The 24,758-nt window shown below is 66.9% G+C and carries 24 protein-coding genes and 1 riboswitch; of the genes, 16 read left to right on the forward strand and 8 right to left on the reverse strand.

What is annotated here, in order from left to right:
- The first annotated feature begins 4 nt into the window (after positions 1-4).
- Positions 5-394: a DUF2177 family protein gene (locus tag AC1DZV_RS07680; protein ID WP_476949356.1), complete on the forward strand. Its 390-nt coding sequence runs from the start codon at positions 5-7 to the stop codon at positions 392-394.
- On the opposite strand, the gene AC1DZV_RS07685 is transcribed toward AC1DZV_RS07680, so the two are convergent.
- Positions 391-1,194, reverse strand: a complete 804-nt coding sequence (locus AC1DZV_RS07685; protein ID WP_476953367.1) for a thioesterase family protein — start codon at positions 1,192-1,194, stop codon at positions 391-393. The two genes, AC1DZV_RS07680 and AC1DZV_RS07685, sit on opposite strands and share 4 nt — an antisense overlap.
- Positions 1,195-1,388: 194 nt before the next feature.
- Between AC1DZV_RS07685 and AC1DZV_RS07690 the strand changes: the two genes are divergently transcribed.
- The gene (locus AC1DZV_RS07690) at positions 1,389-2,099 is read left to right on the forward strand and encodes an endonuclease/exonuclease/phosphatase family protein (protein ID WP_043435430.1); all 711 of its coding nucleotides are present in this window, start codon (positions 1,389-1,391) and stop codon (positions 2,097-2,099) included.
- Between the two features lie 61 nt (positions 2,100-2,160).
- Here AC1DZV_RS07690 and AC1DZV_RS07695 read toward each other — a convergent pair whose 3' ends face one another.
- A complete protein-coding gene (locus AC1DZV_RS07695) occupies positions 2,161-3,276 on the reverse strand; it encodes an alkaline phosphatase family protein (protein ID WP_476949355.1) in 1,116 nt (371 codons plus the stop codon).
- A 151-nt stretch (positions 3,277-3,427) separates the two neighbouring features.
- Between AC1DZV_RS07695 and AC1DZV_RS07700 the strand changes: the two genes are divergently transcribed.
- A complete protein-coding gene (locus tag AC1DZV_RS07700) occupies positions 3,428-4,468 on the forward strand; it encodes an isopenicillin N synthase family dioxygenase (RefSeq protein WP_476953368.1) in 1,041 nt (346 codons plus the stop codon).
- A 69-nt stretch (positions 4,469-4,537) separates the two neighbouring features.
- On the opposite strand, the gene AC1DZV_RS07705 is transcribed toward AC1DZV_RS07700, so the two are convergent.
- Together AC1DZV_RS07705 and AC1DZV_RS07710 are read right to left on the reverse strand one after the other, a co-directional pair.
- On the reverse strand, positions 4,538-5,005 hold the full coding sequence (locus AC1DZV_RS07705) for an SRPBCC family protein (RefSeq protein WP_476953369.1): 468 nt from the start codon (positions 5,003-5,005) through the stop codon (positions 4,538-4,540).
- 98 nt (positions 5,006-5,103) lie between these two features.
- Complete coding sequence (locus AC1DZV_RS07710) at positions 5,104-5,256, reverse strand: hypothetical protein (RefSeq protein ID WP_476953370.1); 153 nt, start codon at positions 5,254-5,256, stop codon at positions 5,104-5,106.
- Between the two features lie 177 nt (positions 5,257-5,433).
- Between AC1DZV_RS07710 and AC1DZV_RS07715 the strand changes: the two genes are divergently transcribed.
- Positions 5,434-6,885, forward strand: a complete 1,452-nt coding sequence (locus AC1DZV_RS07715) for a DUF5129 domain-containing protein (protein WP_476953371.1) — start codon at positions 5,434-5,436, stop codon at positions 6,883-6,885.
- 15 nt (positions 6,886-6,900) lie between these two features.
- Here the strand turns inward: AC1DZV_RS07715 and AC1DZV_RS07720 are convergent, their stop codons facing one another.
- A complete protein-coding gene (locus tag AC1DZV_RS07720) occupies positions 6,901-7,095 on the reverse strand; it encodes a DUF1918 domain-containing protein (RefSeq protein WP_043435423.1) in 195 nt (64 codons plus the stop codon).
- Positions 7,096-7,388: 293 nt separating this feature from the next.
- On the opposite strand from AC1DZV_RS07720, the gene AC1DZV_RS07725 reads away from it, so the two are divergent.
- Genes AC1DZV_RS07725 through AC1DZV_RS07735 form a run of 3 tightly spaced genes read left to right on the forward strand, consistent with a single transcriptional unit; the run spans position 7,389 to position 14,189 of the window.
- Positions 7,389-10,583 carry an efflux RND transporter permease subunit gene (locus tag AC1DZV_RS07725; protein WP_476953372.1) on the forward strand — a complete coding sequence of 1,065 codons (3,195 nt, stop codon included), beginning with the start codon at positions 7,389-7,391 and terminating at the stop codon, positions 10,581-10,583.
- Positions 10,580-11,047, forward strand: coding sequence for a hypothetical protein (locus AC1DZV_RS07730; RefSeq protein WP_476953373.1), 468 nt, complete (start codon positions 10,580-10,582; stop codon positions 11,045-11,047). The genes AC1DZV_RS07725 and AC1DZV_RS07730 overlap by 4 nt, the downstream gene beginning before the upstream one ends.
- Before the next feature lies 1 nt (position 11,048).
- Positions 11,049-14,189, forward strand: a complete 3,141-nt coding sequence (locus AC1DZV_RS07735; RefSeq protein ID WP_476953374.1) for an efflux RND transporter permease subunit — start codon at positions 11,049-11,051, stop codon at positions 14,187-14,189.
- A gap of 27 nt (positions 14,190-14,216) precedes the next feature.
- Here AC1DZV_RS07735 and AC1DZV_RS07740 read toward each other — a convergent pair whose 3' ends face one another.
- A complete protein-coding gene (locus AC1DZV_RS07740; RefSeq protein WP_476953375.1) occupies positions 14,217-15,302 on the reverse strand; it encodes a serine hydrolase in 1,086 nt (361 codons plus the stop codon).
- 150 nt (positions 15,303-15,452) lie between these two features.
- Here AC1DZV_RS07740 and AC1DZV_RS07745 point away from each other — a divergent pair, with 150 nt between their 5' ends.
- From AC1DZV_RS07745 to AC1DZV_RS07765, 5 genes are all read left to right on the forward strand, one after another.
- Complete coding sequence (locus tag AC1DZV_RS07745; RefSeq protein ID WP_476953376.1) at positions 15,453-16,010, forward strand: dihydrofolate reductase family protein; 558 nt, start codon at positions 15,453-15,455, stop codon at positions 16,008-16,010.
- 137 nt (positions 16,011-16,147) lie between these two features.
- Positions 16,148-16,957, forward strand: a complete 810-nt coding sequence (locus tag AC1DZV_RS07750; RefSeq protein ID WP_476953377.1) for a phosphatase PAP2 family protein — start codon at positions 16,148-16,150, stop codon at positions 16,955-16,957.
- Positions 16,958-16,959: 2 nt separating this feature from the next.
- Positions 16,960-17,703, forward strand: a complete 744-nt coding sequence (locus AC1DZV_RS07755) for a DedA family protein (protein WP_476953412.1) — start codon at positions 16,960-16,962, stop codon at positions 17,701-17,703.
- Between the two features lie 5 nt (positions 17,704-17,708).
- Entirely contained in the window at positions 17,709-18,386 is a 678-nt protein-coding gene (locus tag AC1DZV_RS07760) for a response regulator transcription factor (RefSeq protein ID WP_243177304.1), read from the forward strand.
- Complete coding sequence (locus AC1DZV_RS07765) at positions 18,379-19,386, forward strand: sensor histidine kinase (RefSeq protein ID WP_476949343.1); 1,008 nt, start codon at positions 18,379-18,381, stop codon at positions 19,384-19,386. Before AC1DZV_RS07760 ends, AC1DZV_RS07765 begins: the two co-directional genes overlap by 8 nt.
- A gap of 145 nt (positions 19,387-19,531) precedes the next feature.
- Here AC1DZV_RS07765 and AC1DZV_RS07770 read toward each other — a convergent pair whose 3' ends face one another.
- Positions 19,532-20,218, reverse strand: coding sequence for a hypothetical protein (locus tag AC1DZV_RS07770; RefSeq protein WP_476953378.1), 687 nt, complete (start codon positions 20,216-20,218; stop codon positions 19,532-19,534).
- Between the two features lie 7 nt (positions 20,219-20,225).
- Positions 20,226-20,429, reverse strand: a riboswitch (cyclic di-AMP (ydaO/yuaA leader).
- Positions 20,430-20,600: 171 nt separating this feature from the next.
- Here AC1DZV_RS07770 and AC1DZV_RS07775 point away from each other — a divergent pair.
- Both AC1DZV_RS07775 and AC1DZV_RS07780 read left to right on the forward strand, forming a co-directional pair.
- Complete coding sequence (locus tag AC1DZV_RS07775; protein ID WP_079554306.1) at positions 20,601-20,879, forward strand: hypothetical protein; 279 nt, start codon at positions 20,601-20,603, stop codon at positions 20,877-20,879.
- Positions 20,876-22,081: a cation:proton antiporter gene (locus AC1DZV_RS07780; protein WP_028276162.1), complete on the forward strand. Its 1,206-nt coding sequence runs from the start codon at positions 20,876-20,878 to the stop codon at positions 22,079-22,081. The genes AC1DZV_RS07775 and AC1DZV_RS07780 overlap by 4 nt, the downstream gene beginning before the upstream one ends.
- Before the next feature lie 61 nt (positions 22,082-22,142).
- Here the strand turns inward: AC1DZV_RS07780 and AC1DZV_RS07785 are convergent, their stop codons facing one another.
- The gene (locus tag AC1DZV_RS07785) at positions 22,143-22,844 is read right to left on the reverse strand and encodes a DNA alkylation repair protein (protein WP_476953379.1); all 702 of its coding nucleotides are present in this window, start codon (positions 22,842-22,844) and stop codon (positions 22,143-22,145) included.
- Positions 22,845-22,969: 125 nt separating this feature from the next.
- On the opposite strand from AC1DZV_RS07785, the gene AC1DZV_RS07790 reads away from it, so the two are divergent.
- Positions 22,970-23,575 carry a hypothetical protein gene (locus AC1DZV_RS07790; RefSeq protein WP_476953380.1) on the forward strand — a complete coding sequence of 202 codons (606 nt, stop codon included), beginning with the start codon at positions 22,970-22,972 and terminating at the stop codon, positions 23,573-23,575.
- Between the two features lie 344 nt (positions 23,576-23,919).
- Positions 23,920-24,717 (forward strand): esterase/lipase family protein, encoded by a 798-nt coding sequence (locus tag AC1DZV_RS07795; protein WP_476953413.1) that lies wholly within the window; start codon positions 23,920-23,922, stop codon positions 24,715-24,717.
- Positions 24,718-24,758 lie beyond the last annotated feature (41 nt).

Consider the following 24,758-nt stretch of genomic DNA (forward strand, 5'->3'; position numbering starts at 1 on the left):
CCTTATGGTCATTCTGCAATTCCTCGTCGTAGCAGCCGCATTCGCCATCATTGACGCCATCTGGCTCAAGACGATGAACCCGTTCTACCGCCGCCAGATCGGTAACCTGATGGCCGACAAGCCCAATCTAGGTTACGCGGTGGTTTTCTACGTGATCTACATTGCCGGGATCGTGTTCTTTGCCCTGACGCCAGCGCTCGACGGCGGCAGCTGGCTCAGCGCTGTGGGCTACGGTGCCGCGCTGGGCGTGTTTGGCTACGCCACCTACGATCTGACAAATGCCGCCACGCTCAAGACGTGGCCGTGGCAGCTGATCGTTGTGGACATCCTCTGGGGTGCCGTGTTGACGGCGCTGGCCACATTGGCCGGCTGGCTCGTCTTCCACTCGAACTAGGACCTGCGCAGCGTCAGGATCTGTTCCGCGCGTCCGAACGGGCCTGTGAGGTCATGCAGCACCGTGGAGGTGAGCCCGATCCCGTCCGTACCGAACGTGACTTCATTGTCCAGCCCCAGCCACTCCCCCTCCGGCTGCCGGTACATGTGGATCTGCAGGTCCAGGTTGGGGAAGGCGTAGCTGCCCTTGCCCGGCGGGACCCGGGCGGCAATGCCGTTCGCCGTGTCCACGAGGCCGACCAGCCGGGCGAGGTCGCCGCTGTCCGCCCGGTCTGTCAGCGGGTAGTCGGTGCGGAGCCAGACGGTTCCCGAGCCCGCCCGGTGGCCCTCGGCGATCCGCATGTGCAGTGAGGCGATGTAGCCGCCGGGCCAGACGGCCGCGGCGTCGTACGGCTCGCAGTCCTCCGGCGCCGGAATCCTGGGATCCTCGAAGGCCGCGATGGCGGACGTGTCAGAGGTGATCATCCGCCAGGCCGTGGCGCGAATGGCCGTGCGCCCGCCGGAAACGAGCTCGGCCTGCACCAGTTCGATGGTCCGGCCCGGGCGCAGGGTGGAGGTCACGATCTCGAATTCACCGCCGGGGATCAGCCCGAGGATTTCGTAGCTGAGCCGCGCCATGCGCATATCTTCGCGGGGCTCATGCCGGGCCAGGCGGTCGGCCATAATGCCGGACGCGGGGGCCATGTGCTGCTCGTGTTCGTTCCAAGCGCCTTGGGCGTGGATGGTGGAGCGGAACCGACCGTCCCCCAGGACCTCGTAGTAGAAATCGCCCTCGGCAAGTTCCGGTACTGCAGCAGTCAACGTCCGCCCTTTCGCATGGCTGGTGATTCCAGAACACACTATCCTGCTGCGCTTTCAGTGTTCCCGGCCGCTGTGTTTCCGGCTCCGATCCGGCGCGGACCCAAGACGCGCGTTGCGCTTGTTCCCAACCGATCCGCTCGGACTGGGTAGACTCGGGTGAGGTTTTAACGACTATTCACCGAAGAGGTGCTCCCCTGCTTAGAGTCATCAGCTACAACCTCCGCAAGCACGCGGCCAGCGGCGAGCTGGTCGATCTGGCACGTGATTTCGAGATTGATGCTTTGTGCCTCCAGGAGTGCGATACGGACGATCTGCCGGAGACCATCGGGGATCTGCACCTGGCCGATTCCACCAAGGGCAACCGGCTGGGCCTGGCGATCTATTACCGCATGAGCCGTTTCACGGCCTACGAGACCAAGACCTTCGCCCTAAAGAAGTCCATGCACGACCGTGTCCTCTCCCCCGCGCACGAGCGGCTCATCGGCACTCGTGTGACCGACAACGAGACCGACCACGAACTCGTCATCGCGTCCTTCCACGCGGCCCCGCTGACGGCATCGAACTCTCTGCGGCGGAACCAGATCCATGCCGCCCACGCCGAGCTGCTCAGCATGGGTGGCGGGCTGATGTCACTGATGGTGGGCGACTTCAACTATCCGTTCTTCACCAAGTCCCTGACCGAGAAGATGAAGGACGCCGGCTACGACCTCACGATGAGTGACCGCCGGACCTATACCCGGTACAAGGTCTTCAAGGGCCATTTTGATTTTGCCACCTCCCAGGGGTTGGAGATCGAAAGCGTGGAGACGCTGCCCCGCGGCGCCTCGGACCACCTGCCCATCCTGATCTCGGCCGAATACGGCCAGGAGGCACCCCCCAACGGTTCGGGACCCGCGGAGCATTAGCGGCCGCTCCTGCCGGGTCGGTGCTGACCGCCGGCGCTGCCGCTAGGAGATCGGTGACGCGCTAGGACCCCGCATTGAAGACGTCCCCGCCGAAACTGTCCAGGCCCGGCGCCCCGGCGTATCCGAGGCGCGGGAGCGAGAAGGCGTCTTCGATGCTGGCCAGGAGGCTGAAGTGGTTGTACGGCCGGTCCGACGTCGTGCCGCCCTTGGTGAGCGGCGAGAGGACCAGTGCACCAATCCTGCCGCCGGCCGTCCCTCCGGGCAGCAGCCCTGAGGGCCCAACTGTCTTGCCCTCGGACTCGTCGAAGGTGATCACCAGCATCCCGTCCTGCCGGAAAGCCGGGGAGTCCAGGATGGCCGGGACCTGCTGGCTCAGCCAAGTGTCGGCGGTGGCCAGTCCGCCTGCGCTGCCGTCGACGCAGGGGTTGTCGTGGCCGTCATTGCAAAGGTTGGGTGAGATGTAGGACAGGTTGGGGGTGGTGGCTACGGACTGGAGGTCACCGCGGAGTTCGCTGAAGTCCACCACGTTGCTCTGGCAGTCCGGTGACGAGGTGATGGCCTGGAAATACACGAACGGGTTGTGCCGCGTTGCGTACTGGTCACCCACCTTGGCGCCCTGGCTCGTGTCCTGCCCGCCGAGTTCGGGATGACGGCACGGGGTGCCCATGTCTTCCATGTAGCCCTTCCAGGTCTTGCCTGCGGCACTGAGCTGCCCGGCGACCGTGGGGACCGAGGCCGGATAGACGCAGCCGGCGCCCTCCGCCAGGCCGAGCGCGCCCGTCCCCGTCAGCTCAAACGCGGCGTAGGTGGGGCAGTCCTCCCTCGTCATGGCATTGGACGGCTGACCGGAGATCTGGGCCAGGTAGTTCGGGTTCGAATTGTGGGCGATCCCGTAGTATTTGGAAAGCAGGACGCCCTGGCTGCGGAGCGTCTGCGACAGATAGGGGGCCTCCGAGCCTGCGCCCCACACCTTGTTGTAGCCCTTGTTCTCGAGATTGATGACGAACACGTGCCCGGGCTTCGGCGCCGCCCCCGTGGTGGCGGTGCCCCCGGCAGTGGGACCCGGATTGCCGCCCGGCGGCCCCGGCTCGCACGCCGCCGCCGAGGCCACCAGGACTGCTGCAACAAGCAGCCGCGCGGCGATTCGTCGATGATTTTTCGTGGCAGTCCGGTTCATGGATTCCGGCTTTCTGATTGACCTGTCAGCGTGGCCTTGGCGGCTTCAGTGTCTGCACTCTTTCACACTGCGGTCAAGAAAACCCGCGAGGACCCTGCACAGTTGCTGGGAATGAGTTCAGTAGTGAAAGCCGTGGTGGTAGTTTGCACTCATGGGCGCACCATCGGATTCCATTCCGCTCCTCGACCTGAGTACTGCCAGGGGGCGGGACGGCACGTTTGACCCGGCGTTTATCGATGCACTGCGCGACGCCACGCACCGGGTGGGCTTCTTCCAGCTGACCGGTTACGGAGCCTCTGACGCCGTGGTGAATGAGCTCTTCGACGTCACGCGGCGCTTCTTCGAGCTTCCGCTTGAATCACGGCTGGAACTGGACAACCGGCTCTCGCCCCATTTCCGGGGTTACACGCGGCTGGGCCACGAAATCACCCAGGGGCGGCCCGACGCGCGGGAGCAGCTGGATTTTGGACCGGAGCGCCCCGCCGTCGGGGACTACCCGCCGGATCAGCCGTACTGGCTGGTCCAAGGGCCGAACCTGCTGCCGGACCGGGCGCTGCCCGAGCTGCGCACCGTGTGCATGGCCTGGGCGGAACGGATGTCCGGCGTCGGGGCCGAATTGCTCAGCGCCATCGCCGTGTCGCTGGAACTGCCCGAAGGATACTTCGATGAACCCTTCCGGGACTCACCGGCGTGGATGGCCAAGTTGGTCCACTACGTCGGCGGCGTCGTCGCTGATGCCGGTCCGCAGGGTGTCGGCGCGCACGCGGACTACGGCTTCGTCACCTTGTTGCTCCAGGACCAGGTCGGCGGCCTGCAGGTACTGCCGCCGGGCACGGACAGCTGGATTCCGGTCGAACCCATTCCGGGGGCCCTGGTCATTAATCTGGGCGAAATGCTCGAAGTCGCGACCCAGGGTTACCTGGCTGCCACCATCCATCGCGTCGAGGCGCCCCCGGCCGGCGTCGACCGCTACACGGTCCCTTTCTTCTTCTCGCCCCGGCTTGACGCCGTCATTGAGCCAGTGCCCCTGCCTCCCGCACTCGCGGCCCGGTCCCGGGGGGTCACCGATGATCCGGACAATCCGATGCTCGCGTCCTACGGCGCAAACGTGCTCAAGGGCTGGCTGCGGGCCCACCCCGAGGTCGCCCGGATTCATCACCCGGAATTGGTCCGGACCACCGGGCAGACCTGAACGGCAGCAATGCACCGGCCAACGTGCCGGGAATGACGAGCCGCCGGGCCGGCCCGGCGGCGTCGCCGCTCAGGCCTGTCGCTGTTTCACGGCGCCGGCCAGCGAGGCCAGGCCCTTTTCGAAGTCGGCGCCGACCATTTTGTCCATGTTCATGAACAGGGCGAACACTTTGCCGATGCCCTTGTTCTCTCCGGTCATCGTCCAGGTGACCTGAGTGCCGTCACCGGAGGGCGTGAACGTGAAGGTGGTGGGGTTGACCGCTTTGAAGGGCTTGGTGAATTCCAGACGGATCTTGATGTTGCGCGGCTCGGCCGTGTCCACGATTTCCATGGTGCCGGAGCCGGCCTTGCGGTTTCCGCTCCAGGTGTACTTGGCACCGACGCCGGAGTTGCTGCCGGAGTAGCTCCGTTCCATGGCCGGATCAACGGCCTCCCAAGGGGACCATTTGGTCCATTCGTGGAAGCTGTTGACCAGCGGAAAGATGTCCTGCGCCGGGGCTGGAATGACTGCGCTGCGGGTAACTTCATAAGTAGACATGCGGCAATCCTAGGCGGTGACCGGCCCAACCGGACGCGTGCCAGCCATGGTGCATCCCTGATTTCTCTGTTGTTGTGGCCGGCCGGGGAGCTGGGCGCTCATTGCTTCGCCTCGCCGGTGCACACTGCCAGCGGCCAGGGCACGGTGTCGATCAGCCAGCCGTTGCCCGCCCGAACGAGGTCGAACGCGTCCTCCACCTGGTATTCGGCGCCGCCGTTGGGGCCGTCCGGCTCGGACACAGTGATGAGCACCCTCACGTCCGCGGATTCCGGCCGCTCGGTGGTGGACGGGATCCTCCGGCAGTCCTTCAGGCGGCGGCCTCATGGCGGAAGTATGGACGCCGGACCAGCGCACGGTCACGATGTCTTTCGTCCCCTTTCCGCGGCGTCCGCGTCGACGCAGCCGAAGCCAGCCACTACGCTCGGAAAATGGGAATCATGCGCAAAGCCCTCGCCGCTGCTGTTGTGCTGATGGCCGGCCTTCTCGGCGGTGCCCCGGCCGCGCTCGCCACGACGCCGACCGCCGTCGTCATTGAAGACCGCGCCGGGGTGTTGGACCAGCGGACGCTGTTGCCGGCGGTACAGGCCACCGACTTTTATGAGCCCACCAAAGTTGCGGTGTACACCTATAACGGCACTGCCGCCGACAATCTGAACGAAGAAGTCCTGCGGTTCGCCCGCACCGAACATCCCGAATGGATCAGTGCTGACGGGCAGAAGTGGGCAGACGGACTGTTCATCTTCGCCCTGGATCCGGTGGGCCGGCATGTGGGGACGTACATGGGTGAGGACCGGAAGGTCTCGCCCGAACAGCGCGAGGACATCCAGAACGCCGCCAAAGAGCTGCTTCGCGATGCGCAGTGGACCGAGGGCACCATTGCCGGGATCCGCCGCGGCGCCGAACTCATCAATCAGCCGTGGTACCGTTCCACAGCCTTCCTCGTCACAGCCTGGGCGGCGGTGGCCGCCGCGGTCTGCGCAGCCGCGGCCTGGCTGATCGTGCGGTGGCGGACCCGGGTCTCCAGCCGGAAGGAACTGGCCCGGGGCGACGCCAGCTACGCCAATGTCAGCATGGACCTGCAGGTGACCGAGCTCAACGCCAGCACCATTCCCGAGTCCTCCCGGTACGGGAGCACGGTGCTGGAAAAACACCGCACGTTCGTGAACCGCTACGGTACGGCCACCGAACTTTCCAACCAGGTACACGCCCTTGGCAGCCGGGACCTGAGCCGGCGGCCCAACCTCAAACTGGTCCGGCGTTACGCCGATGCCGCGGCCGAACTCGATGCCCTGGACGACGTGATCGCCGATACCAATGCCCTGCTCAACCGGGGCTCGTCCTGGCCTGCCGCCTGGGACCGCCAGCTCGCGCCGTTCCGCAACGATCTGGACGGCGTGGAAGACCTGCTCAGCCAGCGCCGCGCCGAGGGAACCTCAGCGACGGCGGTGGCACTGCGGTCCTTCCGCGATGAAAGCCGGCGTGACATGGAGCGTTGGTCGACGGAACTGGCGGACGGCTCCATCACACCCGAAACGGCGCTGGACCGGTTGCGTGACGCCCGGACCCACCTCTCGGAGCTGTTGAAAAATCACGCCGACACCCTGATCCAGGCCTTTGCCCGCAATGAGAAGGAAGCCGGGCTCATGCGCGAGGAAATGGACAGCGCGCAGGCGGGAACGAAGGCAAGATACGGCCGCACGTACGAGCCGAGCATCCTCGGAACGGTGTACCCGTCCTACTACTTCTTCTCGGTCCCGAGCTTCAACACCGGCTTCAGCAGCGGCGTCAGCAGCGTCAGCAGCGCGCGCGGCGGCGGCCCCACCGGGTACGGGTCCAGCGGCGGAAGCTTTTCCGGGTCCGGAAGTTCGTCGAGTTTCTAGGGCGCGCTAACGGACTTAGGGTCCGCTCGCGGCCTTTTCGACGGCGAAATCTCCACCGGGGAACATGATCGTCTCGTGGCCGTCGTCGAACCGGACCAGGTACGGCGGCGCACCGTCGGCACCCTTCACTTCAAGGATCAGACCGTGCCGGTCCGTGGACTCGACCGTCGTCCCCCGGATGATGATGCGGTCCCCTGCGGTTGCCTTCATGGCGATCACCTGTATCCCTATTGACGCCTGTGTGCCCGAAGATCATTATGGCTCTTATCGGCTGGGGGGCGCTATGGCCTGAGGTTGAGGAGCCGCGCCGTGAACCGTAAATGTGCAGTTGGCCAAGCAGGAAAAGCAGTCAGCATCCTTTTCCCGGTGATCGGTTTCGCGGCAGGACCGCTCCACGACCCGCTCCGTCCCTCCGCCCATCCCGACGGCCCGGGCTGCCGACGACGCCGACGCTTCAACGACCTTGACGTGCACACTCCTGCAGGGCGTGCGGGGTGCCGGCCATGATGCGGGCAATTGTGCGCTGGACGCTGCAGTTCAGGCTCCTGGTCCTGGCAGCAGCCGCGGGAATCCTGGCCTTCGGGCTCACCAGCCTGCCGAGCATGTCCGTGGACGCCTTCCCGGAATTTGCCCCGCCCCAGGTGGAGATCCAGACCGAAGCCCTGGGACTGTCGGCCGCCGAGGTTGAGCAGCTCATCACCTCACCCATGGAAGCCGACCTGCTGAACGGCGTCGCCTGGGTGGAGGCCATCAGGTCCAAATCCGTCCCTGGCCTGTCCTCGATCCAGATGGTTTTCAAGCCGGGGACCGACCTCCTCCGCGCACGCCAGCTGGTCTCGGAACGGCTGACCCAGGCACGCGCACTGCCCAACGTTTCGGCGGCGCCCGTGCTGATGCAACCGCTGTCCTCGACCAGCCGGGTCATGATGATCCGGCTGACCTCCAAGGACATGTCGGCCATCGACATGTCCGTCCTGGCCCGCTGGACCATGAAACCCGGGCTCCTGGCCGTGCCAGGCGTCGCCAACGTGGCGATCTGGGGCCAGCGCGACCAGCAGCTCCAAGTCCTGGTGGACCCGGCGCAGCTCGAAGCCAAGGGCGTCACGCTGGATGAAATCATCAAGACGACCGGCAACTCTGTGTGGGTCTCGCCGCTGAGCTACCTGGAGGCGTCCACACCCGGCACCGGCGGCTTCTTCGAGACGGGACACCAGCGGATCGGTGTCCAGCATGTCCTGCCGATCACCACGCCGGAGGATCTGGGCCAGGTCCCCGTCCAGGGTGCGTCAGGCAATCTCCTGCTCAAAGACGTGGCCACGGTGTCAACAGACCACCAGCCGCTGATCGGCGATGCCCTGCTGAGCAAGGAAGCCGAGTTGTTGCTGGTGATCGAGAAGTTCCCGGAGACCAACACGATGGACGTGACCCGGGGCGTTGACGAGGCCCTGCACGCACTCCAGCCCGGGCTGCCCGGGGTCGCGATAGATACCAGCGTCTACCGGCAGGCGTCCTTTATCGACGAGGAAATAGGGACGCTCGGCGCCGCCCTGCTCGTGACGCTGCTGCTCATTGTCGCCCTTTTTGGGGCCTTCTTCCGCTCCTGGCGTACCGCCTTGATCAGCCTGATCACCATCCCGGTGTCGCTGACCTCGGCGGCGCTGGTGCTCGACTGGCGCGGCACCGGGATGAACACCATGGTCATGGCCGGCCTGGTGCTGGCACTGGCGGTCATCGTCGGAGATGTCGCGGAAGACCTCAGCGGCATCGCCCGGGCACGAAGGGCCGAGGCCAGGTCCCGCCGCGAAACGGCCGACGGCGGGACGGAGTCCACGCCGGCACAGGATGGGCAGCCACGTGATTCGGTGATCCCGGGCGCCCTGCGGGCAGCCCGTACGCCAATGCTCTACTCACTGCTGATCATGGCTTTGGCCCTCACGCCCGCACTGTTCATCCCGGGTGAGAACGGCGCCCTGTTCGGACCCTTGGTGCAGAGCTACCTGATCGCCCTGCTTGTCTCGATGATCGTCGCCCTCACCGTCACGGCCGCCCTCGCGTTCGTCCTCCCCGCGGGTTCCAAGGCCCCGGAGAGGCGGTCCCTCAGGCGGCTTGAAGGCGCCTACGGCGGCTATGTGAAGCGTCTGGCAGGGAAAACCCGGTGGGTGTTCGCCGCCGCCGCCGTTGTGGCGCTCGCCGGGCTGGCACTCGCACCGCAGCTGGCCGGGACCCATCCCGTGGTGCCCGTCCTGGCGGACAAGACCCTGGTGGTGCACTGGAGCGCGATCGCCGGAACCTCGGACCAGGAAATGAGCCGGATCACCGAGGCGGCAGCCGACGAACTGCGCACGTTGCCGGGCGTGGCCAACGTTGGCGGACACATCGGGCGCGCAATCACCTCCGATCAGGTCGGCGACGTCAGCTCCGGCGAGCTGTGGGTGACCGTGGCCCCCGACGCGTCCTACTCCGACACGGCCGCCGCCGTCGACCGCGTGATCGCCGGGTATGCGGGCCTGACCAGCAAGGTCTCCACCTATCCGCAGGAACGCATCGATCAGATCCGGGAAGAAGCCGACAGCGGCTTTGCCGTCAGGGTCTTCGGACTCGACCCGGCAATCCTGCGGCAGAAGGCGGCGGAGGTCCAAACAATCCTGGAGCACACGGCCGGGGTCGCTAATCCCCACGTCGACCTGCCCGCCGAACAGCCCATCGCCGAAGTCAAGGTGAACCTCGCCGCGGCCCAAAAGGCCGGCGTCGTCCCCGGCGACGTCCGGCGCGCGGCAGCCGCCCTCCTGCAGGGCATTGAAGTCGGCAACCTGTACGAAGAGCAGAAAGTCTTCTCGGTCATCGTCAAGGGCGCCGCGGCCACCCGCAGCAGCCTGGACAGCGTCCGCAACCTGATCATCGACACCCCCAACGGCGGGCACGCCCGCCTCGGCGACGTCGCACAGGTGACCATGGTCGGGAACGAGTCCGTGATCCTGCACGATGACACCTCGCGCCGCATTGACGTGAAGGCTGACATCCAGGGTCGCCCGCTGGGCGACATCCAGCGTGACATCAACGCGGCCCTGCAGCAGATGCAGTTCCCGATGTCCTACCACGCCGAGATCCTCACCCAGTACGCCCAGCAGCAAAGCAATTACCAGTGGCTCTGGCTGCTCGCGGCGGTCGCCGCAGCCGGCATCCTGGTGCTGCTGCAAACGGCGACGGGGAGTTGGCGGCTCGCCGCCCAGCTCTTCCTGGGCCTGATCCTGGCACTGTCCGGCGGCGTGCTGGCTGCCCAGGCCACCGGGGGCGTCAACGCCCTGGTCGCCCTGGTCGCCTTCGCCGCAGTCCTGGGTATCGCCGTCCGCGGCGCCCTCCTGCTGGCAAGCCACGTACGGGACCTGCGGGCAACCGATGCTGAAGCGCCCTGGCCCGCGCTGGTGGTCCGCGGAAGCAGGGAGAGGCTGGGACCCGTCCTGATGTCCACCGTGATTACGGCGCTGGTGCCGTTGCCCCTGGTCCTGCTGGGCGGCGTCGTCGGAGCGGAAATTATCCTGCCGCTTGCCGTGATCATCTGGGGCGGCCTGCTGACAACTTCCTTCTTCACCCTGTTTGTCGTGCCCGCTGTGCTGCTTCGGTTCGAGCCGCAGCAGGCACCCGGCGCGCCGGCCGGCCAGGGCACCGCTGCACCAACTGAAAGCCGGGATCCGTCATGAACTCCACACCTTCGCCGCGGGGCAACAAGGTCGCGGTTTTCCTGACTGCGCTGATCGTGACGGCGTTCACGGCGCTCTCCGCTACAGGTTGCGCCCAGGCACCGGAGGCCGCACCGTCCGAAGGCGAACCGGCGGCGATCGCCGAAGTCCCGGGCACGGATCTTCACCGGCTCACCCTCACCGACCACGCCGTGGAAAGGGTTGGGATTGCGACGGCGGTGATTGCAGTGGATCCCAAGACCGGGAAGCTCACTGCCCCCTACGGGGCCATCCTGTACGACAGCTCGGGCAAGGCGTGGGTCTACACCAACCCTGAGCCCCGGGTCTATGTCCGCCAAGCGATCACGGTCCAGCGCATCAACGGCGACGTTGCCGTCCTGACGGACGGGCCGCCGGCAGGGACCGTCGTCGTTACGACAGGTGCCGAGGAACTTCTCGGGACCGAATTCGATACGGCCGAGTGACATGCGCTGGCTCATCGGGATCAGCCTCCGTTTCAAGACGGTTGTGGTCGCCCTCGCGTGCGCCGTGATGCTGCTCGGTTCCCTGCAGTTGGGCGCCGCATCCGTGGATGTCTTCCCGGAATTCGCCCCGCCGCGCGTCGAAATCCAGACCGCATGCCTCGGGTTGACCGCCCAGGAAGTCGAAGAGCTCGTCAGTGTGCCGATCGAGGCCGCCGTGAGCGGCATGCCGGGCCTGGACGAGATACGGTCCAAGTCCGTGCCCCAGCTGTCCTCGATCGTGCTGCTCTTCCATCAGGGCACGGACCTGCTCAACGCCCGTCAGCTCGTCTCGGAACGGATGGCGTCGGTGACTGCGGCGCTGCCGACGTGGGCGGCCCCGCCGGTGATGCTGCAGCCGCTGTCCGCGACCAGCCGCGTGATGAAGATCGGGATGACGTCGTCGGAACATTCGCTCATCGAAATGTCGATGCTGTCCTACTGGACCATCCGGGCCCGTCTGCTGCGGGTCCCCGGGGTGGCCAACGTGGCCATCTGGGGCGAGCGGCTCCAGATGCTGCAGGTCCAGGTGGAGCCTGACAAGCTCAAGGCCCAGAACGTCTCCCTCAACCAGGTCATGGAAGTCACCGCCGGCGCCCTCGACGCCGGGCTGCTGAAGTATTCGCCGGGACGCTTCATCGGCACCGGCGGCTTCATTGACAGTCCGACCCAGAGGATGGGCATCCGCCACGTCCAGCCGATCCAGACGCCCGCGGATCTGGCCCAGGTGACGATCCGGGAAAAGGACGGCGTGGCACTGCACCTGGGCGACGTTGCCCAGGTTGTCGAGGACCATCAGCCGCTGATTGGTGACGCAGTGATCAACAACGGTCACGGGCTCATGCTGATCGTCGAGAAGCTGCCCTGGGGCAACACACTGGACGTGACCAAAGGCGTGGAGGAGGCCCTCCACGAGCTGCAGCCGGGCCTGAGCGGTATCAACATCGACACCACGATCTTCCGGCCCGCCAGCTTCGTCGAGGAGGCGATCTCCAACCTCAGCATCGCGCTGCTGCTGGGCTGCCTCCTGGTGGTCATGATCCTCGTCGCGTTCCTCTTCCAGTGGCGCACGGCCCTGATCAGCATCATCGCCATTCCGTTGTCCCTGCTTACAGCCGCACTGGTGCTTTACTTCACGTCCAGCTCCATCAACACGATGGTCCTTGCGGGGCTGGTCATTGCGGTGGGCGTCGTGGTCGATGACGCGATCATCGACGTCGAGAACATCATGCGCCGCCTGCGGCAGCGACGCGCCCGGGGCAGCGACGAATCTGCGGCATCGGTGGTCTTGAAAGCCTCCCTGGAGATGCGTAGCCCGATCGTTTACGCGACCCTGATCATTGTGGTCGCCGCCGTACCGATCTTCTTCCTGGACGGTCTGACCGGCGTCTTCTTCCGGCCGCTGGCCGTCTCCTACACCCTGGCTGTCCTGGCCTCGATGTTCGTGGCGCTGACAGTGACGCCGGCTCTTGCCCTGATTCTGCTGGGCAACGCCAAACTCGAAGAACGCGATGCGCCGCTGGTCCGTGTGCTCAAACGCGGCTACCACGCCGCCCTGTCCAAGGCCATGAACCGGCCCCGGTTCGGCTACGCGGGCTTTGGCGTGCTGGCGGTGGTGGGCCTGGTCCTCGCTCCCCTGATGGGTTCTTCCCTGTTCCCCACGTTCAAGGAACGGGACTTCCTGATGCACTGGATCTCCGAACCGGGAACGTCTGCTGCCGAAGAATTCAGGATTTCCCAGCGCGGCTGTGAGGAATTCCTCAAGGTTCCAGGCGTCCTGAACTGCGGCACGCACATCGGGCAGGCATTCGCCGCGGACGAGATCGTCGGTGTCAATGCCGGCGAACACTGGATCAGCATCGACCGCCACGCCGACTACGACGCGACGGTGGCCGCCGTGGAGGAAGTGGTCAGCGGCTACCCGGGGCTGCACCGTGACGTCCAGACTTATCTGAAGGAGCGGATTGAGGAGGTCATCACCGGCGCCAGCGAACCCATCCTGGTCCGGGTCTACGGAGACGACCTCAATGTGCTCCGGGAACAGGCGCAACGGGTCAAGACCGTCATGGACTCGATCGAGGGCACCGAGGACCCGCATGTATCCCTCGAGGTGGAGGTCCCCCAGATTGCCGTGACGGTTGACCTGGCCGCGGCGCAGAAGTACGGCCTCAAACCGGGCGATGTCCGGCGCGCGGCCGCGACACTCGTGGCAGGCGAGGAGGTCGGCGACGTCTTCCGGGACGGCCGGGCCTACGACGTCCAGGTCTGGAGCACCCCGGCCACCCGCTCCTCCGTCACCAGCATCGAGGATCTGCCCATCGATACGCCCAGCGGAGCGCGGGTTCGCCTCGCCGACGTCGCGGACGTCAGCCTGCAGGCGACGCCGAACCAGATCGACCGCACCAACGGATCCCGCCGCGTCGAGGTGGGATCCTTCCTGGCCAACGGAGCGGACATGGGAACAGTGGTCGGTGAGTTGAAATCACGGCTGGAGAGCCTGGAGCTCCCCACCGGCTACAGCGTGCAGCTGCTCGGCGAATACACCGAACGCGAGGCGGCAACCAACCGCTTGATGATCTACTCCGCGGCGGCACTTGTCCTGATCCTCCTGCTGCTGCAGGCGTCCTTCCGCAGCTGGCGGCTGGCCGTCCTGTCGCTGCTGACGCTGCCGGTCGCCCTGGTGGGCGGGGTCATTGCCGCCTACATGACCGGCGGCGTCCTGTCCCTCGGGTCCCTCGTTGGCTTCCTCACGGTGATGGGGATCGCCGCACGCAACGGCATCCTGCTGATCAACCACTGCCAGCATCTGGAAACCTATGAAGGCCAAACTTTCGGCCGGGACCTGGTGATGCGCGGGGCGGCGGAGCGGCTCTCGCCCATCCTCATGACCACCCTGGCCACCGGGCTTGCACTGGTACCCCTGGTTGTCATGGGCAACATCCCGGGCCATGAAATTGAACACCCCATGGCCGTGGTTATCCTGGGCGGCCTGGTCACCTCCACCCTGCTCAATCTGTTCATCGTGCCCTCGCTCTATCTCCGGTTCGCCAAGTCCAGGAAGACCAGGGAGAAGGAACGCGCTGCCGCCGGGCCGGTGTCCGTCTAACAGCGGCCGGCCTCAGAACCTCAAACATCAGAACAGGGCGGCGGTCACGGTCCGGGTGAGCTGCTGAATGATCTGGGTGCGGGGGCCCATATCGGAGTAATTCCTGCCGCGGGTGTACACGACGAACACGAAGGCCCGGCCGTCCTTGTCCAGGACGGCCGCGTCATGCAGGTTTCCGAACAGCAGCCCATACTTGTGGTGAACCCCTACCCCGGGCGGAACCGCCGGCGGGATCAGTGTCTCAAAGTTGGTGTTCTGCATATAGGACAAGAGCTGGGCGGTGTTGCGGGCATCGAGCAGCTGTCCCGTGTAGAGCAACTGGAGGGTCCTGGCCATTTCTGCGGGCGTCAGCAGGTTGACCGTGCGGTCGTAGGATATCCCGATCGAGGCGGCGTAATCCGTGATGCCCCGCGCGCCGACCGCCCGCAGGATCAGCGCCCACGAGTCGTTGTTGCTCTGCTGGACCATCCGGCGGATCTGGGTGCCGGCCGTCGAGTTGCCCATGGGGGCGGTCAGCGAGGCGCGGCCGGTCTCAACGAGGTGGTAATACGCCGACGCGGCCAGAATTTTTGCCGTGCTGGCGGCAACAAACTTGTCCTGGATCCCGTAGCCGTGGACCACGCCGTCGGAGACATCGATCAAGGACACCCCCAGGGCATAGGCACTGTTGGCCGCGATGATCCCGTTGATCTGGCTGTCCAGTTCCGGGTCAATGGCCGGGACCGCGACGGCAGGCACGGCGGGGACCTCAGCGGGCTTCCCCGCGGCCGCCGAGACGGCGCCGGCCGCGGGCGAAGCAGTTGCGGGCAGGTCAGATGCCGGCGGAACGGTCCGGCCGGCATCCGTGACCGGCGCCGTCGGCGTCGCTGCAGCGGCCGGCGAGTCAACGGGTAGCGCCGCCTGGACGCCTGCATAGACGCCGGCAGCCACAAGGGCCAGTGCGACGGCGGCCGCCGTCAGATACTGTCGCCGGGCCCTCCCCTCACGCCGGGCGAGGGACCGCGGACCGGGCCGGGAACCGTCGTTGACCCGGTGCCCGCCGGAGCGGTAGTGGCGCGGCGCCGGCTTCGGGACCGGCCCCGTGCTGTTGTTCGAATCGTTCGCAGGCATCATTCTTCCCCGAAGGTGACTGACCGCGGTGGGGCCATAGACTTCCAGCATTCTTCCCCCTGGCGGCTTCCCGCGCAAGGGCACGGCTCCGGGAAAAAGTGGGTCTGCCATCCGAAGCAGCGGCGTACGCTGGTGAAAACGTAAGGAGCGGCGATGCGCAAAATCATCCTGGCCATGCAGGTGTCCCTCGACGGATTCTTCGAGGGCCCGGACCGGGACATCAGCTGGCACATGGTCGACGACGAGCTGCACCGCCATTTCAACCAGCAGCTCAGCACCATGGGTGCCTTCCTCGACGGCCGCGTCACGTACGAGCTGATGGAAGGGTTCTGGCCCACCGCGGACCGGGACCCGGCCGCCGGCGCAGTGACGGCCGAGTTCGCCCGGATTTGGCGGCACATGCCCAAGATCGTGTATTCCCGGACGCTGACATCTGCGGCCTGGAACACCACCGTGGTCCGGGAGGTGGTGCCGGAAGAAGTGCTGGCCCTGAAAGAGCAGCCGGGCGGGGACCTGGCCCTCGGCGGGGCAGAACTGGCCGACACCTTCCGGCGGCTCGGGCTGATCGACGAATACTGGCTGTACGTCCATCCGGTCCTGATCGGACGGGGCCGGCCCCTGTTCAAGGCTGCGGACAGCAAAGCCCGGCTCCGGCTGCTGGAGACGCGCGCCTTCGGCAACGGGGTGGCGCTATTGCGCTACGCCGCGTAGCCGGCACGGAGCAGCCGGGCTTGCGGCACCCCGCTGCGTCCGGTGCTGCGTCACTTTCTTAAGCGTTTCTTAACGGGCTGGCGGAAGAGTGGGAGTCGTCGCCTGTCCGGGCGCCTTGTCCCGAGCCGGAGGAACCCATGACTGGACCTGCCCCTGTTAAGAGCGATGCGCCGCTGGGCGGTGCTGGAGCACTCGGCCGAAGTGGAGCACCAAGCCGTCCCGACGCCGTGCGCCCCGCCGCGGGTCCCCGGCTGGGGGCCCTCCCCCAGGTCCGCCACTGGTTAGTGCTGGGCGTCCTGCTGTCGGCCGCCGTCGTGGCATTGGGCCTGGCGGCGCAGCTGACACCCGGCTTCAGCGCCGCCGAACTCGGGGTCGATCAGGACCTGAGCCAGCACCACGCCGCCGCCCTGACCGCCGTCGCGATGGCGCTGAATGTCGTGTTTGGCCCGGTGGCGGGCCTCGCGCTGATCGGCGCCGCGGCGCTGTACATCTGGCTGTTCCGCGGCGGCCTGGCCAAGGCGATTGCCTTCGGCCTCGTGGCATCATCCGGCTGGGTGGCAAGTGAATTCTTCAAGCTCCTCGTGGCCCGCCAGCGGCCCAGCCCTGCCCTGCTGTTCGATCCCCTGGCCCCGGAAACGGGTTCCAACAGCTTCCCGAGCGGCCACGTGTCCTTTGCGGTGGCACTGGGATTCGCAGTGTACTTCCTGGCCCGTGGAACCCGCTGGGCCAAGGTCACGGCCGTCGCGGCGGCGGTGATGGCCCTCGTCGTAGCCTGGTCACGGCTGTACATCGGCGTCCACTACCCCACGGATGTCGCGGCGTCGTTCCTGGCCTCGAGCGCAGCCGTGGTCCTGCTCACGGGACTGTGGAACCTTCTCGCGCCACGGATAGCGGCGCGGATCCGGGCCCGTTCGGGCAGCCGGCCGCTGGGCGCCGAGGAGAAATGAGAATGCCCGTCCTGGACGTTTTTGCCTCCCTTCCGGCCGTCCACGCCGCCGGAACATTGTCCCTGCTGGACCCGGCAAGCCTGCTCGCCGGGTTGGGCCCGGCCGCACTGGGTGTGATCGCCGTGATGGTCTTCATCGAATCGGGCGTGCTCTTTCCCTTCCTGCCCGGCGACTCCCTGTTGTTCACCGCAGGACTTCTGCACCAGCAGCTGCAACTGACGTTGCCTGTGCTGATCGGCGTCGTCACTGCGGCCGCGGTCGCCGGGGACCAGGTCGGCTACATGCTCGGACGGAAACTTGGCCGGCGATGGTTCAAGGACGACGCCCGGATCCTGAAGACAGCGCACCTGACCACCACGGAGGACTTCTTCCGCCGCCACGGCGGGGCCGCCGTCGTGCTGGCCCGCTTCGTCCCCATGGTCCGGACGTTTGCTCCGCTGACCGCCGGGACCGCGCGCTATGACTACAAATCCTTCACCCTGTGGAATATCACCGGCGCCGTCGCATGGGCGGCCTCCGTGACGATGCTTGGCACCTGGCTGGGGCATTTTGACATCATCGCCAGGAACATCGACGCCATCGTCGTGGCCATGGTGCTCGTCTCCGTCGTGCCGGGGGTGGTGCAGCTCCTCAAACGCCGCCGGAACTCCCGCGGCGCAGGCGCAGCCGCAGACAAAGCCGCCGGCGACACGGCGGAAGAACCCGGGGCCGGACTGCGGACTGAGGAAATGGCCGCGGAAGAATAGCTGACATGACCTCCGCTGACCTTCCGTCCCTGCTGCTCGTCGAGGACGACGCCGTCCTGGGACCGCTCATCGCCGAGCTCCTGGACCCGGACTACCGGGTCCAGTTGGTCACCAACGGCCGCGACGGCCTCCACCAGGGGCTGACCGGGAGCTGGGACGTCATGGTGGTGGACCGCGGGCTGCCCGCCATGGACGGCATCGCCCTCATCACGGCTTTGCGGTCGAAAGGCATTGCCACGCCCATCCTGATCCTGACCGCGTTGGGCGATGCCGACGAAAAAGTCAGGGGCCTGGACGCCGGCGCCAACGATTACGTGACCAAGCCGTTCGACGCCGGCGAACTGGCAGCACGCCTGCGCGCACTGACGCGGACTTTCACTCCCCCGGCCCCGGCACCGGTGGCGATCGGGGACTGGGAACTGGATCCAACGCAGCGCTCCGTCCGTTCCGTCTACGGGCAAACGGTGTCACTGACCGCAAAGGAAGGCCAGCTGCTGGCAGCCCTTGCCGCGGAACCGGACCGCGTCTTCACCCGGGATGAGCTCCTCGCGGCGTGCTTCCACGCCTCGGAACAGCCCGGCGTGATCGATACCTATGTTCATCACCTGCGCCGGAAGATCTCCAAAGCCGTGATCCGCACGGTGCACGGCCTCGGATACCAGATCGGCGAAGCCCATGAGTGACGGCTGGCCGGCCGGCGGAAATCCGGACCACTCCATCCTGCGCAAGGCTTCCCTCAAGGTCGCGGTGCGGATCAGTGCTGCGTGCGCGGTCATGGTTCTCGGGCTGCTCGCCGCCACGGCGCTGTACCTCACGAACCAACTGGCCCATCCTGAAGTGCCGGGCTCGGCGACGGCCGGGACGGCCTACACCTACCTGGATTCCAAGGATGTCCTCGAAGCCATGATCATCGCCGGGGTAGCGGGGATCCTGCTGGCCGGCATCGTCGGGTGGCTCAGCGCGCGCAGCGCGATTCGTCCCCTCAGTGATGCCCTGGCAAGGGAGCGGCGTTTCGTCCAGGACGCCAGCCACGAATTGCGCACGCCATTGACCATCCTGGACACCAGGATCCAGCTGGCCCAGCGCAACACTGTGCCCGGCTCCAGGCAAAGCCACGACCTGGCCCGGATCCGGGAGGACGCCGCGACGCTGACAGGGATTGTCAACGAACTGCTCCTCGCGGCAACCGCGGAGGCCCCGGACCGCTCCGCGCCCCCTGCCGACCTCGCCGACGCTGCCGCCAGCGTCGCCGGCAGCCTCCAGCAGGTGGCAGAGCAGCGGCAGGTGCGCCTGGAATTCCATGCCGCTGCCCGGCCGCTGGCCCGGATCGAGAAGAGTGCGCTGCGGCGTGCCGTGCTGGCCCTGGCGGACAACGCGCTGGCCCACACGCCTCCGGGCGGCCGCGTGTCCATCACGACCTCAATCGAGCAGAAGCGCGCCGTGATCACGGTGGCGGACTCCGGGACCGGAATCACCGGCGTCGATCAGGCCCGGATCTTTGACCGGTTCGTGCGGACCGCCGGCACCGGCACCTCACAGGGACAGCGGAGCTTTGGCATCGGCCTGGCCCTGGTCCGGGAGATTGCCGTCGCGGCCGGGGGCACCGTCGAGGTGGCCGCGACGGGCGGCGAAGGAACCGTCATGAAGTTGACGCTTCCGCTCATGGGCAGCGGGAATCCCTGAGGACCCTGCGCCGGGGAAAGCTATGCCATCGGGATCCCGGACCCCCGAATGCGGAGACAGGAAAGACCGGCGGTCGAGTTGCCCCCAAGGGAACTCGACCGCCGGTCTTTCCGGACTGTCTGGCCCCGGGTCGGGGCCGTGCGGCTTAGGCGCGGACGAACGTCACGCCGCCGGTCGCGGTGAGCCAGGACAGCGGGTGGACCATGGTCTGGTTCTTGCCGTTCATGCCGCCACTGACCACCTGGCCGTTGCCGGCGTAGATGCCGACGTGGCCGGACTGGACCACCATGTCACCGGGCTGCGGCGTCGCTACAACGGTTCCAAGGCCAAGGAACGCGCGGGGACCGATGTCGCCAACGGGCTTACCCGCGGCGCCAAGGGCCTTTTCCACCATGGCAGTGCAGTCCTGGGTGATGCCCACCTGGCTGTAGGCGGCCGAGAGCATGATGGCGTTGCGTCCGCCCGCGGGCGCCGCGGCCGGCGCTGCTGCCGGAGCTGCTGCCGGAGCGGCCTGCACCTGGATGACGGGCTTGGCCGGAGCCTTGGGCGCCGCCGCCGGGGCTGCAGCGGGAGCCGGAGCCGGCGCGACGGGCCGTTCGATGACCGGCGCGGCAACAGAATCCACTGCGGGGCGCTCGAAGCTGATCTTGACGCTTGAATCGGCACTGACGGGGGCACTGACCTGTCCGGTGACGTCGACGTTCGACGCCGGAGCAGAGTCACGCTGCACCGGGGCGGTGGCGGCGTTGGCGGCCATTCCGCTGGTCAGGACCAGGCCGGATGCGGCGGCGAGGACGGCGGCATGGCGCGCAAAAGTATTGACTGAAGTCATGAAAAATGAAGCCTCTCCCAATGCCTGCGAGGTGAGCTGTCGGATTCGGATGGGAGGCACCCGGCCGCACTCCCGGGCCCGTCGTTTGCGGGCACTGTGCGGCTTCACCCCAAGACCTGCATATCAGCAGGTCAAAAGTGGTTTCCCCGTCTCTGCCGGACGTTGATGCGAGTTACCCCCGGGCCGCGGCAGAGTTAGGCAATCGGCTGGGGAGCGCCCGTATCGGAGACAACAGGCACTCATCAACCGTAGCGCGAACCGCACCCGAAAGTCACATTCAGGTAACGGAGCCATGATGCCGGGCCGCAATTTGCCCATAGGGCGGCGCCGTTTCCGAACATAGGATGATGCCATCAGCACCACCGGAAGCGGAGGCCCGAAAATGAACAGCCAGTGTGTCGCCATCTGCCAGTTGAGCACTCAGCCCCAAGAGGATTTCGACGTCAACACCGAGCTGCTGATCCTCGACGGCGGGGACGTCCACGTGAGCACCTGGGACGCGGAACCGCGTGACGGGGGTTTCGACGAGCACATCCTCAATGACCGGGTGGACGCGCTCGGGTACATGGTTGTCAACGACTGGGCCTTCCTGGACGGCAAGGCCTACGCGGTGGTGGAACGGCGGTCAGGCCCGGCGCCGGCCGGCCGCCGAGAACCATGACCTTCCTGTCCCTGGCGCTGATCGCCGTCATCGCCCTGGCCGGCCCCCTGCTGGCCCTGCCGGCGCGCTGGCACTTGCCTGTCATGCTGGGTGAGCTGCTGGCCGGCATCGCGATCGGGCGCTCAGGCCTGGCCCTGGTGGACCCCGCGGACCCGACGTTCACCCTGCTGGCCAATATCGGGTTTGCGCTGATGATGTTCGTGGCAGGCACCCACGTTCCCGTGCGGGATCCGCACATCCGTGGCGCCCTCGGCAAAGGCTCCCGCCGGGCGATGGTGGCCGCAGCGGCAGCGGTGGTGGTCGGAACCGGCATCGGTCTGCTGTTCGGGACTGGACATGCTCCCCTCTACGTCGTGCTGCTGGCGTCCTCGTCGGCCGCCCTGGTGCTTCCAATCGTCGATTCCCTGCGCCTCGGCGGGCCAGATGTCGTCGCTATGACAGCGCAGGTGGCAATTGCCGACACGGCCTGCATTGTGGCGTTGCCGCTCCTGGTGGATCCGCCCCACGCAGTCCAGGCGGCGCTGGGTGTCCTCGTGGTGACCGGGTGCGCGGTAGTGCTCTTTGTCGGCTTGCGCTGGCTGGAGCGCCAGGGAATCCGTCGGCGCGTGCACCGGCTCTCGGAAAGCCGCAAGTTTGCCCTGGAGCTACGGATCCAGCTGGCCGTGCTCTTCACCCTGGCCGGTGTCGCGACGTGGAGCAATGTGTCTGTGATGATGGCAGGCTTTTCTTTCGGCCTGGTGATGGCTGCGGTCGGCGAACCGCGGCGGCTGGCCCGGCAACTGTTCGCGCTCAGCGACGGCTTCCTGGGTCCGCTCTTCTTCGTGTGGCTGGGTGCATCGCTGACGCTAAAGGACCTGGCCGGGCACCCGGACATGATGGCCCTCGGCCTGTTGCTGGGGGCCGGGGCCCTGCTGGCGCACGCCGACCTGGCTTTCCTGGGACTCCCGCTGTCGCTGGGGGTGTTGTCGGCGGCCCAGCTTGGCGTACCGGTGGCTGCGGCGAGCATCGGCACGCAGCTTCAGGTCCTGCTCCCAGGCGAGGCCGCGGCCCTGCTGGTGGGAGCGCTTGTCACCATAGCCGCGAGCGCCGTCGCCGGGTCACGGGCGGCGAGGACTTTCGCGGTCCCGGCAAATGCCGGCGGCAAGTCCGGAAATTCCGGCAGCGCCGTCGGGCAGGGCGATCCGGGGGGTCCGACGGCCTGACAGTCCGAATGTCTACATGCCTGGACCAAAGCCGGGCCGGCGGCGAAGGTTCGGAGGGTTATTATCCAACGGATGTGAATTGCAGCTCCGGCCTCCGCTTTGCCATCTCTGCCAGGACCCGGGAGACGGCATCCCGGACCGCTGTGCCGTCGGCGTCGAACGTCCCGCCCGGCTCGCCGAGCACCGCGTTGGCGTGCCGGACGAACCTGTCCCAGTCCCCCGCGCCCGCGCGCAGCGCCAGCAACGGCGAGAGAAGCGCGGCCCGGCGCAGCCAGGCATCGGGCTCGCGCACCCACCGGTCCAGCACGCTGTCGGCCCGCACCCTGGCCAGAACATCGAGTCCGTCCACCAGAGGTCCGACGACGTCGACGGCGAGCGGATCCACAAGGTCCCGCACCCGCGCCTGCCGGATGAAGCCCTCCAGCCGGGTGAGGTCGGAGTTGGTCAGCAGCTTCACGTTGGCCTGGAGCAGGACCACGGCGGCCAGCCGGCGCTCGAAAACCGGCGCAGGCCCCCGGCCGGAGCCTCCGGGCCCGGAGCCCCACAGTTCGGAACTCAGCAAAGTGACCTCATCGCGGGACAACCCGGGATAGCGGCGGCCGGCATCCCGGACCGTGCCGCGCACGGCGCCCACGGACGTGCCGTAGAACCGGAGGCCGCTGCCCGCCGGCTCCGTTTCCAGCCGCGCCTGAAGCTGCTCAGCGCGGCGCCAGGAAGCTTCGCGCTGCAGCGAGAGGTCGATGAATTCGCCGGCATCACTCACCCGTCCATTCTTTCCCCTCGCGGCTCGCGGCGGAAACGCGGTGCCAAGCCGTCCTGGGCGGTGGGCCCGGACCATCTGCCTAGACTGAACTGGCAAGCCTCCGATCGAAAGCGGTTTACACAACCATGCACACCAAGCTGACACTCGCCATCGCACTTTCCGTCATGACGCTGGGGGTGGCAGGGTGCGCTGCCCCTGCGCCATCTACCGCACCGTCGCCTGAGTCACCTGCGGCATCCGCGGCGCCGGCTCCTGATTTCGCTTTAGACATCACGGGGGCGCCCGGCCGGATCGCCCAGGCCGGCCTCACGGTGCTGACGGCGGAGGGCAACGTGGACCACTATCACGCACATCTGGACGTGCTGAAGGACGGCAAGCCCATCGCGGTGGCGGCCAATATCGGCATCACCGCCGGAGCTGACCACAAGGCCAACGGCATCTCAGCACTGCACACCCACGACACCACGGGCGTGGTCCACATCGAGTCCCCCACCGCCGGTCAGGCCTTCACCCTCGGGCAGCTCCTGACGGAGTGGGGCGTCCTCGGTGGCAACGGCGCCCCCGGCACCGGTGGGGGTTCGCTGGATGGCTGGACCGTTTACGTAAACGGCCGGAAGTTCGACGCCGGGATCCGGGACCTCCCGTTCAAGGCGCACGACGAGATCGTCCTGTCCTACGGCAGCGCGCCGACGACGATCCAGGCCTCCTACGATTTTCCGCCCGGAGAGTGAGGTGGCCGGAGAGTGAGGGGACCGGAGGCGACGGCGGGCGGCATCCCCGTACCTGCACAACTGTGCAGCAGTCTCCCCACGCAACCCCCACTGGCACCACTGCCGTCGAAAAATGCATGCACAAACGTGCATGTCGCAGCGATCCGCGGAGCACCTTCCCTAGCGTGAATTGAGAGACGTGAGTCGGATCACAGCGGGGGCTGATCCCCTACCTCACTTCCATTCCCACAGACCGTCACAGATGACGCGTCCAACCGAAGAGGTAATCCGTGCCATACCCGAAAACGCCCGCAGCACTCGCAACCCTGGCAGCTGCGACCTTCGCGCTGCTTGGCGCATCCCTGATGGGTGTGCCGGCGGCCCAGGCCGACACCATTGACGTTTCGCCGCCCGGCGCGAATGACTGGTCCTGCAAGCCCTCGGCAGCCCACCCCTACCCGGTGGTCCTGGTGCCGGGAACCTTCGAAAACATGGCGAAGAACTGGGCGACGATGTCGCCGGCGCTAAAGAGCCAGGGCTACTGCGTTTTCGCGCTGAACTACGGTGCGACCAACGGCGTCGACGCCACGGGCCCGGTGGCAGAGTCAGCCCGTCAACTCGCCCCGTTTGTCGAGAAGGTACTGGCCTCGACGGGTGCCAGGAAAGTTGATCTCGTGGGCCACAGCCAGGGCGGCATGATGCCGCGCTACTACCTCGGATTCATTGGAGGCGCGGACAAGGTGAACCACCTTGTGGGCATCGCCCCGTCCAACCACGGAACCCGCGGGCTCATCACGCCGACACCGGACGCCGTTCCGCCGGCCACCTCAGTGGGAGGGTCGAATTGCCAGGCCTGCGCCGACCAGCAGGCAGGTTCTCCGTTCCTCACCGAGCTCAACTCCATTGGCGACACGGTTCCTGGTCCGGCCTACACGGTGATCTCCACGACGCACGACGAGGTGGTGACGCCCTACCCCAGCCAGTTCCTCGCCGGGCCGGCCCAGCAGGTCACCAATATCACCATCCAGGACAAGTGCCCGGCAGACGTGATTGACCATGACCAGGCGCCCAACGACCCCGTCACCCAGCGTCTCGTGTCCGACGCTCTTGGTCAGCCGGCCGGCCGCCCGGGCAACCCGGCATATCAGCCCAGCTGCGCGTAGCGCGGCACCCCGGGCGGAGGCGGCGTGCGGAACGTCACGCA

Source organism: Arthrobacter sp. P1_D12 (assembly GCF_056406175.1).

Coding starts and splice junctions, on each gene's coding strand:
- AC1DZV_RS07680 (WP_476949356.1), top strand. CDS start 5: ATGGTCATTCTGCAATTCCTCGTCGTAGCAGCCGCATTCGCCATCATT.
- AC1DZV_RS07695 (WP_476949355.1), bottom strand. CDS start 3,276: ATGAACCGGACTGCCACGAAAAATCATCGACGAATCGCCGCGCGGCTG.
- AC1DZV_RS07700 (WP_476953368.1), top strand. CDS start 3,428: ATGGGCGCACCATCGGATTCCATTCCGCTCCTCGACCTGAGTACTGCC.
- AC1DZV_RS07705 (WP_476953369.1), bottom strand. CDS start 5,005: ATGTCTACTTATGAAGTTACCCGCAGCGCAGTCATTCCAGCCCCGGCG.
- AC1DZV_RS07715 (WP_476953371.1), top strand. CDS start 5,434: ATGGGAATCATGCGCAAAGCCCTCGCCGCTGCTGTTGTGCTGATGGCC.
- AC1DZV_RS07720 (WP_043435423.1), bottom strand. CDS start 7,095: ATGAAGGCAACCGCAGGGGACCGCATCATCATCCGGGGGACGACGGTC.
- AC1DZV_RS07725 (WP_476953372.1), top strand. CDS start 7,389: ATGATGCGGGCAATTGTGCGCTGGACGCTGCAGTTCAGGCTCCTGGTC.
- AC1DZV_RS07730 (WP_476953373.1), top strand. CDS start 10,580: ATGAACTCCACACCTTCGCCGCGGGGCAACAAGGTCGCGGTTTTCCTG.
- AC1DZV_RS07735 (WP_476953374.1), top strand. CDS start 11,049: ATGCGCTGGCTCATCGGGATCAGCCTCCGTTTCAAGACGGTTGTGGTC.
- AC1DZV_RS07740 (WP_476953375.1), bottom strand. CDS start 15,302: ATGATGCCTGCGAACGATTCGAACAACAGCACGGGGCCGGTCCCGAAG.
- AC1DZV_RS07745 (WP_476953376.1), top strand. CDS start 15,453: ATGCGCAAAATCATCCTGGCCATGCAGGTGTCCCTCGACGGATTCTTC.
- AC1DZV_RS07750 (WP_476953377.1), top strand. CDS start 16,148: ATGACTGGACCTGCCCCTGTTAAGAGCGATGCGCCGCTGGGCGGTGCT.
- AC1DZV_RS07755 (WP_476953412.1), top strand. CDS start 16,960: ATGCCCGTCCTGGACGTTTTTGCCTCCCTTCCGGCCGTCCACGCCGCC.
- AC1DZV_RS07760 (WP_243177304.1), top strand. CDS start 17,709: ATGACCTCCGCTGACCTTCCGTCCCTGCTGCTCGTCGAGGACGACGCC.
- AC1DZV_RS07765 (WP_476949343.1), top strand. CDS start 18,379: ATGAGTGACGGCTGGCCGGCCGGCGGAAATCCGGACCACTCCATCCTG.
- AC1DZV_RS07770 (WP_476953378.1), bottom strand. CDS start 20,218: ATGACTTCAGTCAATACTTTTGCGCGCCATGCCGCCGTCCTCGCCGCC.
- AC1DZV_RS07775 (WP_079554306.1), top strand. CDS start 20,601: ATGAACAGCCAGTGTGTCGCCATCTGCCAGTTGAGCACTCAGCCCCAA.
- AC1DZV_RS07780 (WP_028276162.1), top strand. CDS start 20,876: ATGACCTTCCTGTCCCTGGCGCTGATCGCCGTCATCGCCCTGGCCGGC.
- AC1DZV_RS07790 (WP_476953380.1), top strand. CDS start 22,970: ATGCACACCAAGCTGACACTCGCCATCGCACTTTCCGTCATGACGCTG.
- AC1DZV_RS07795 (WP_476953413.1), top strand. CDS start 23,920: ATGGGTGTGCCGGCGGCCCAGGCCGACACCATTGACGTTTCGCCGCCC.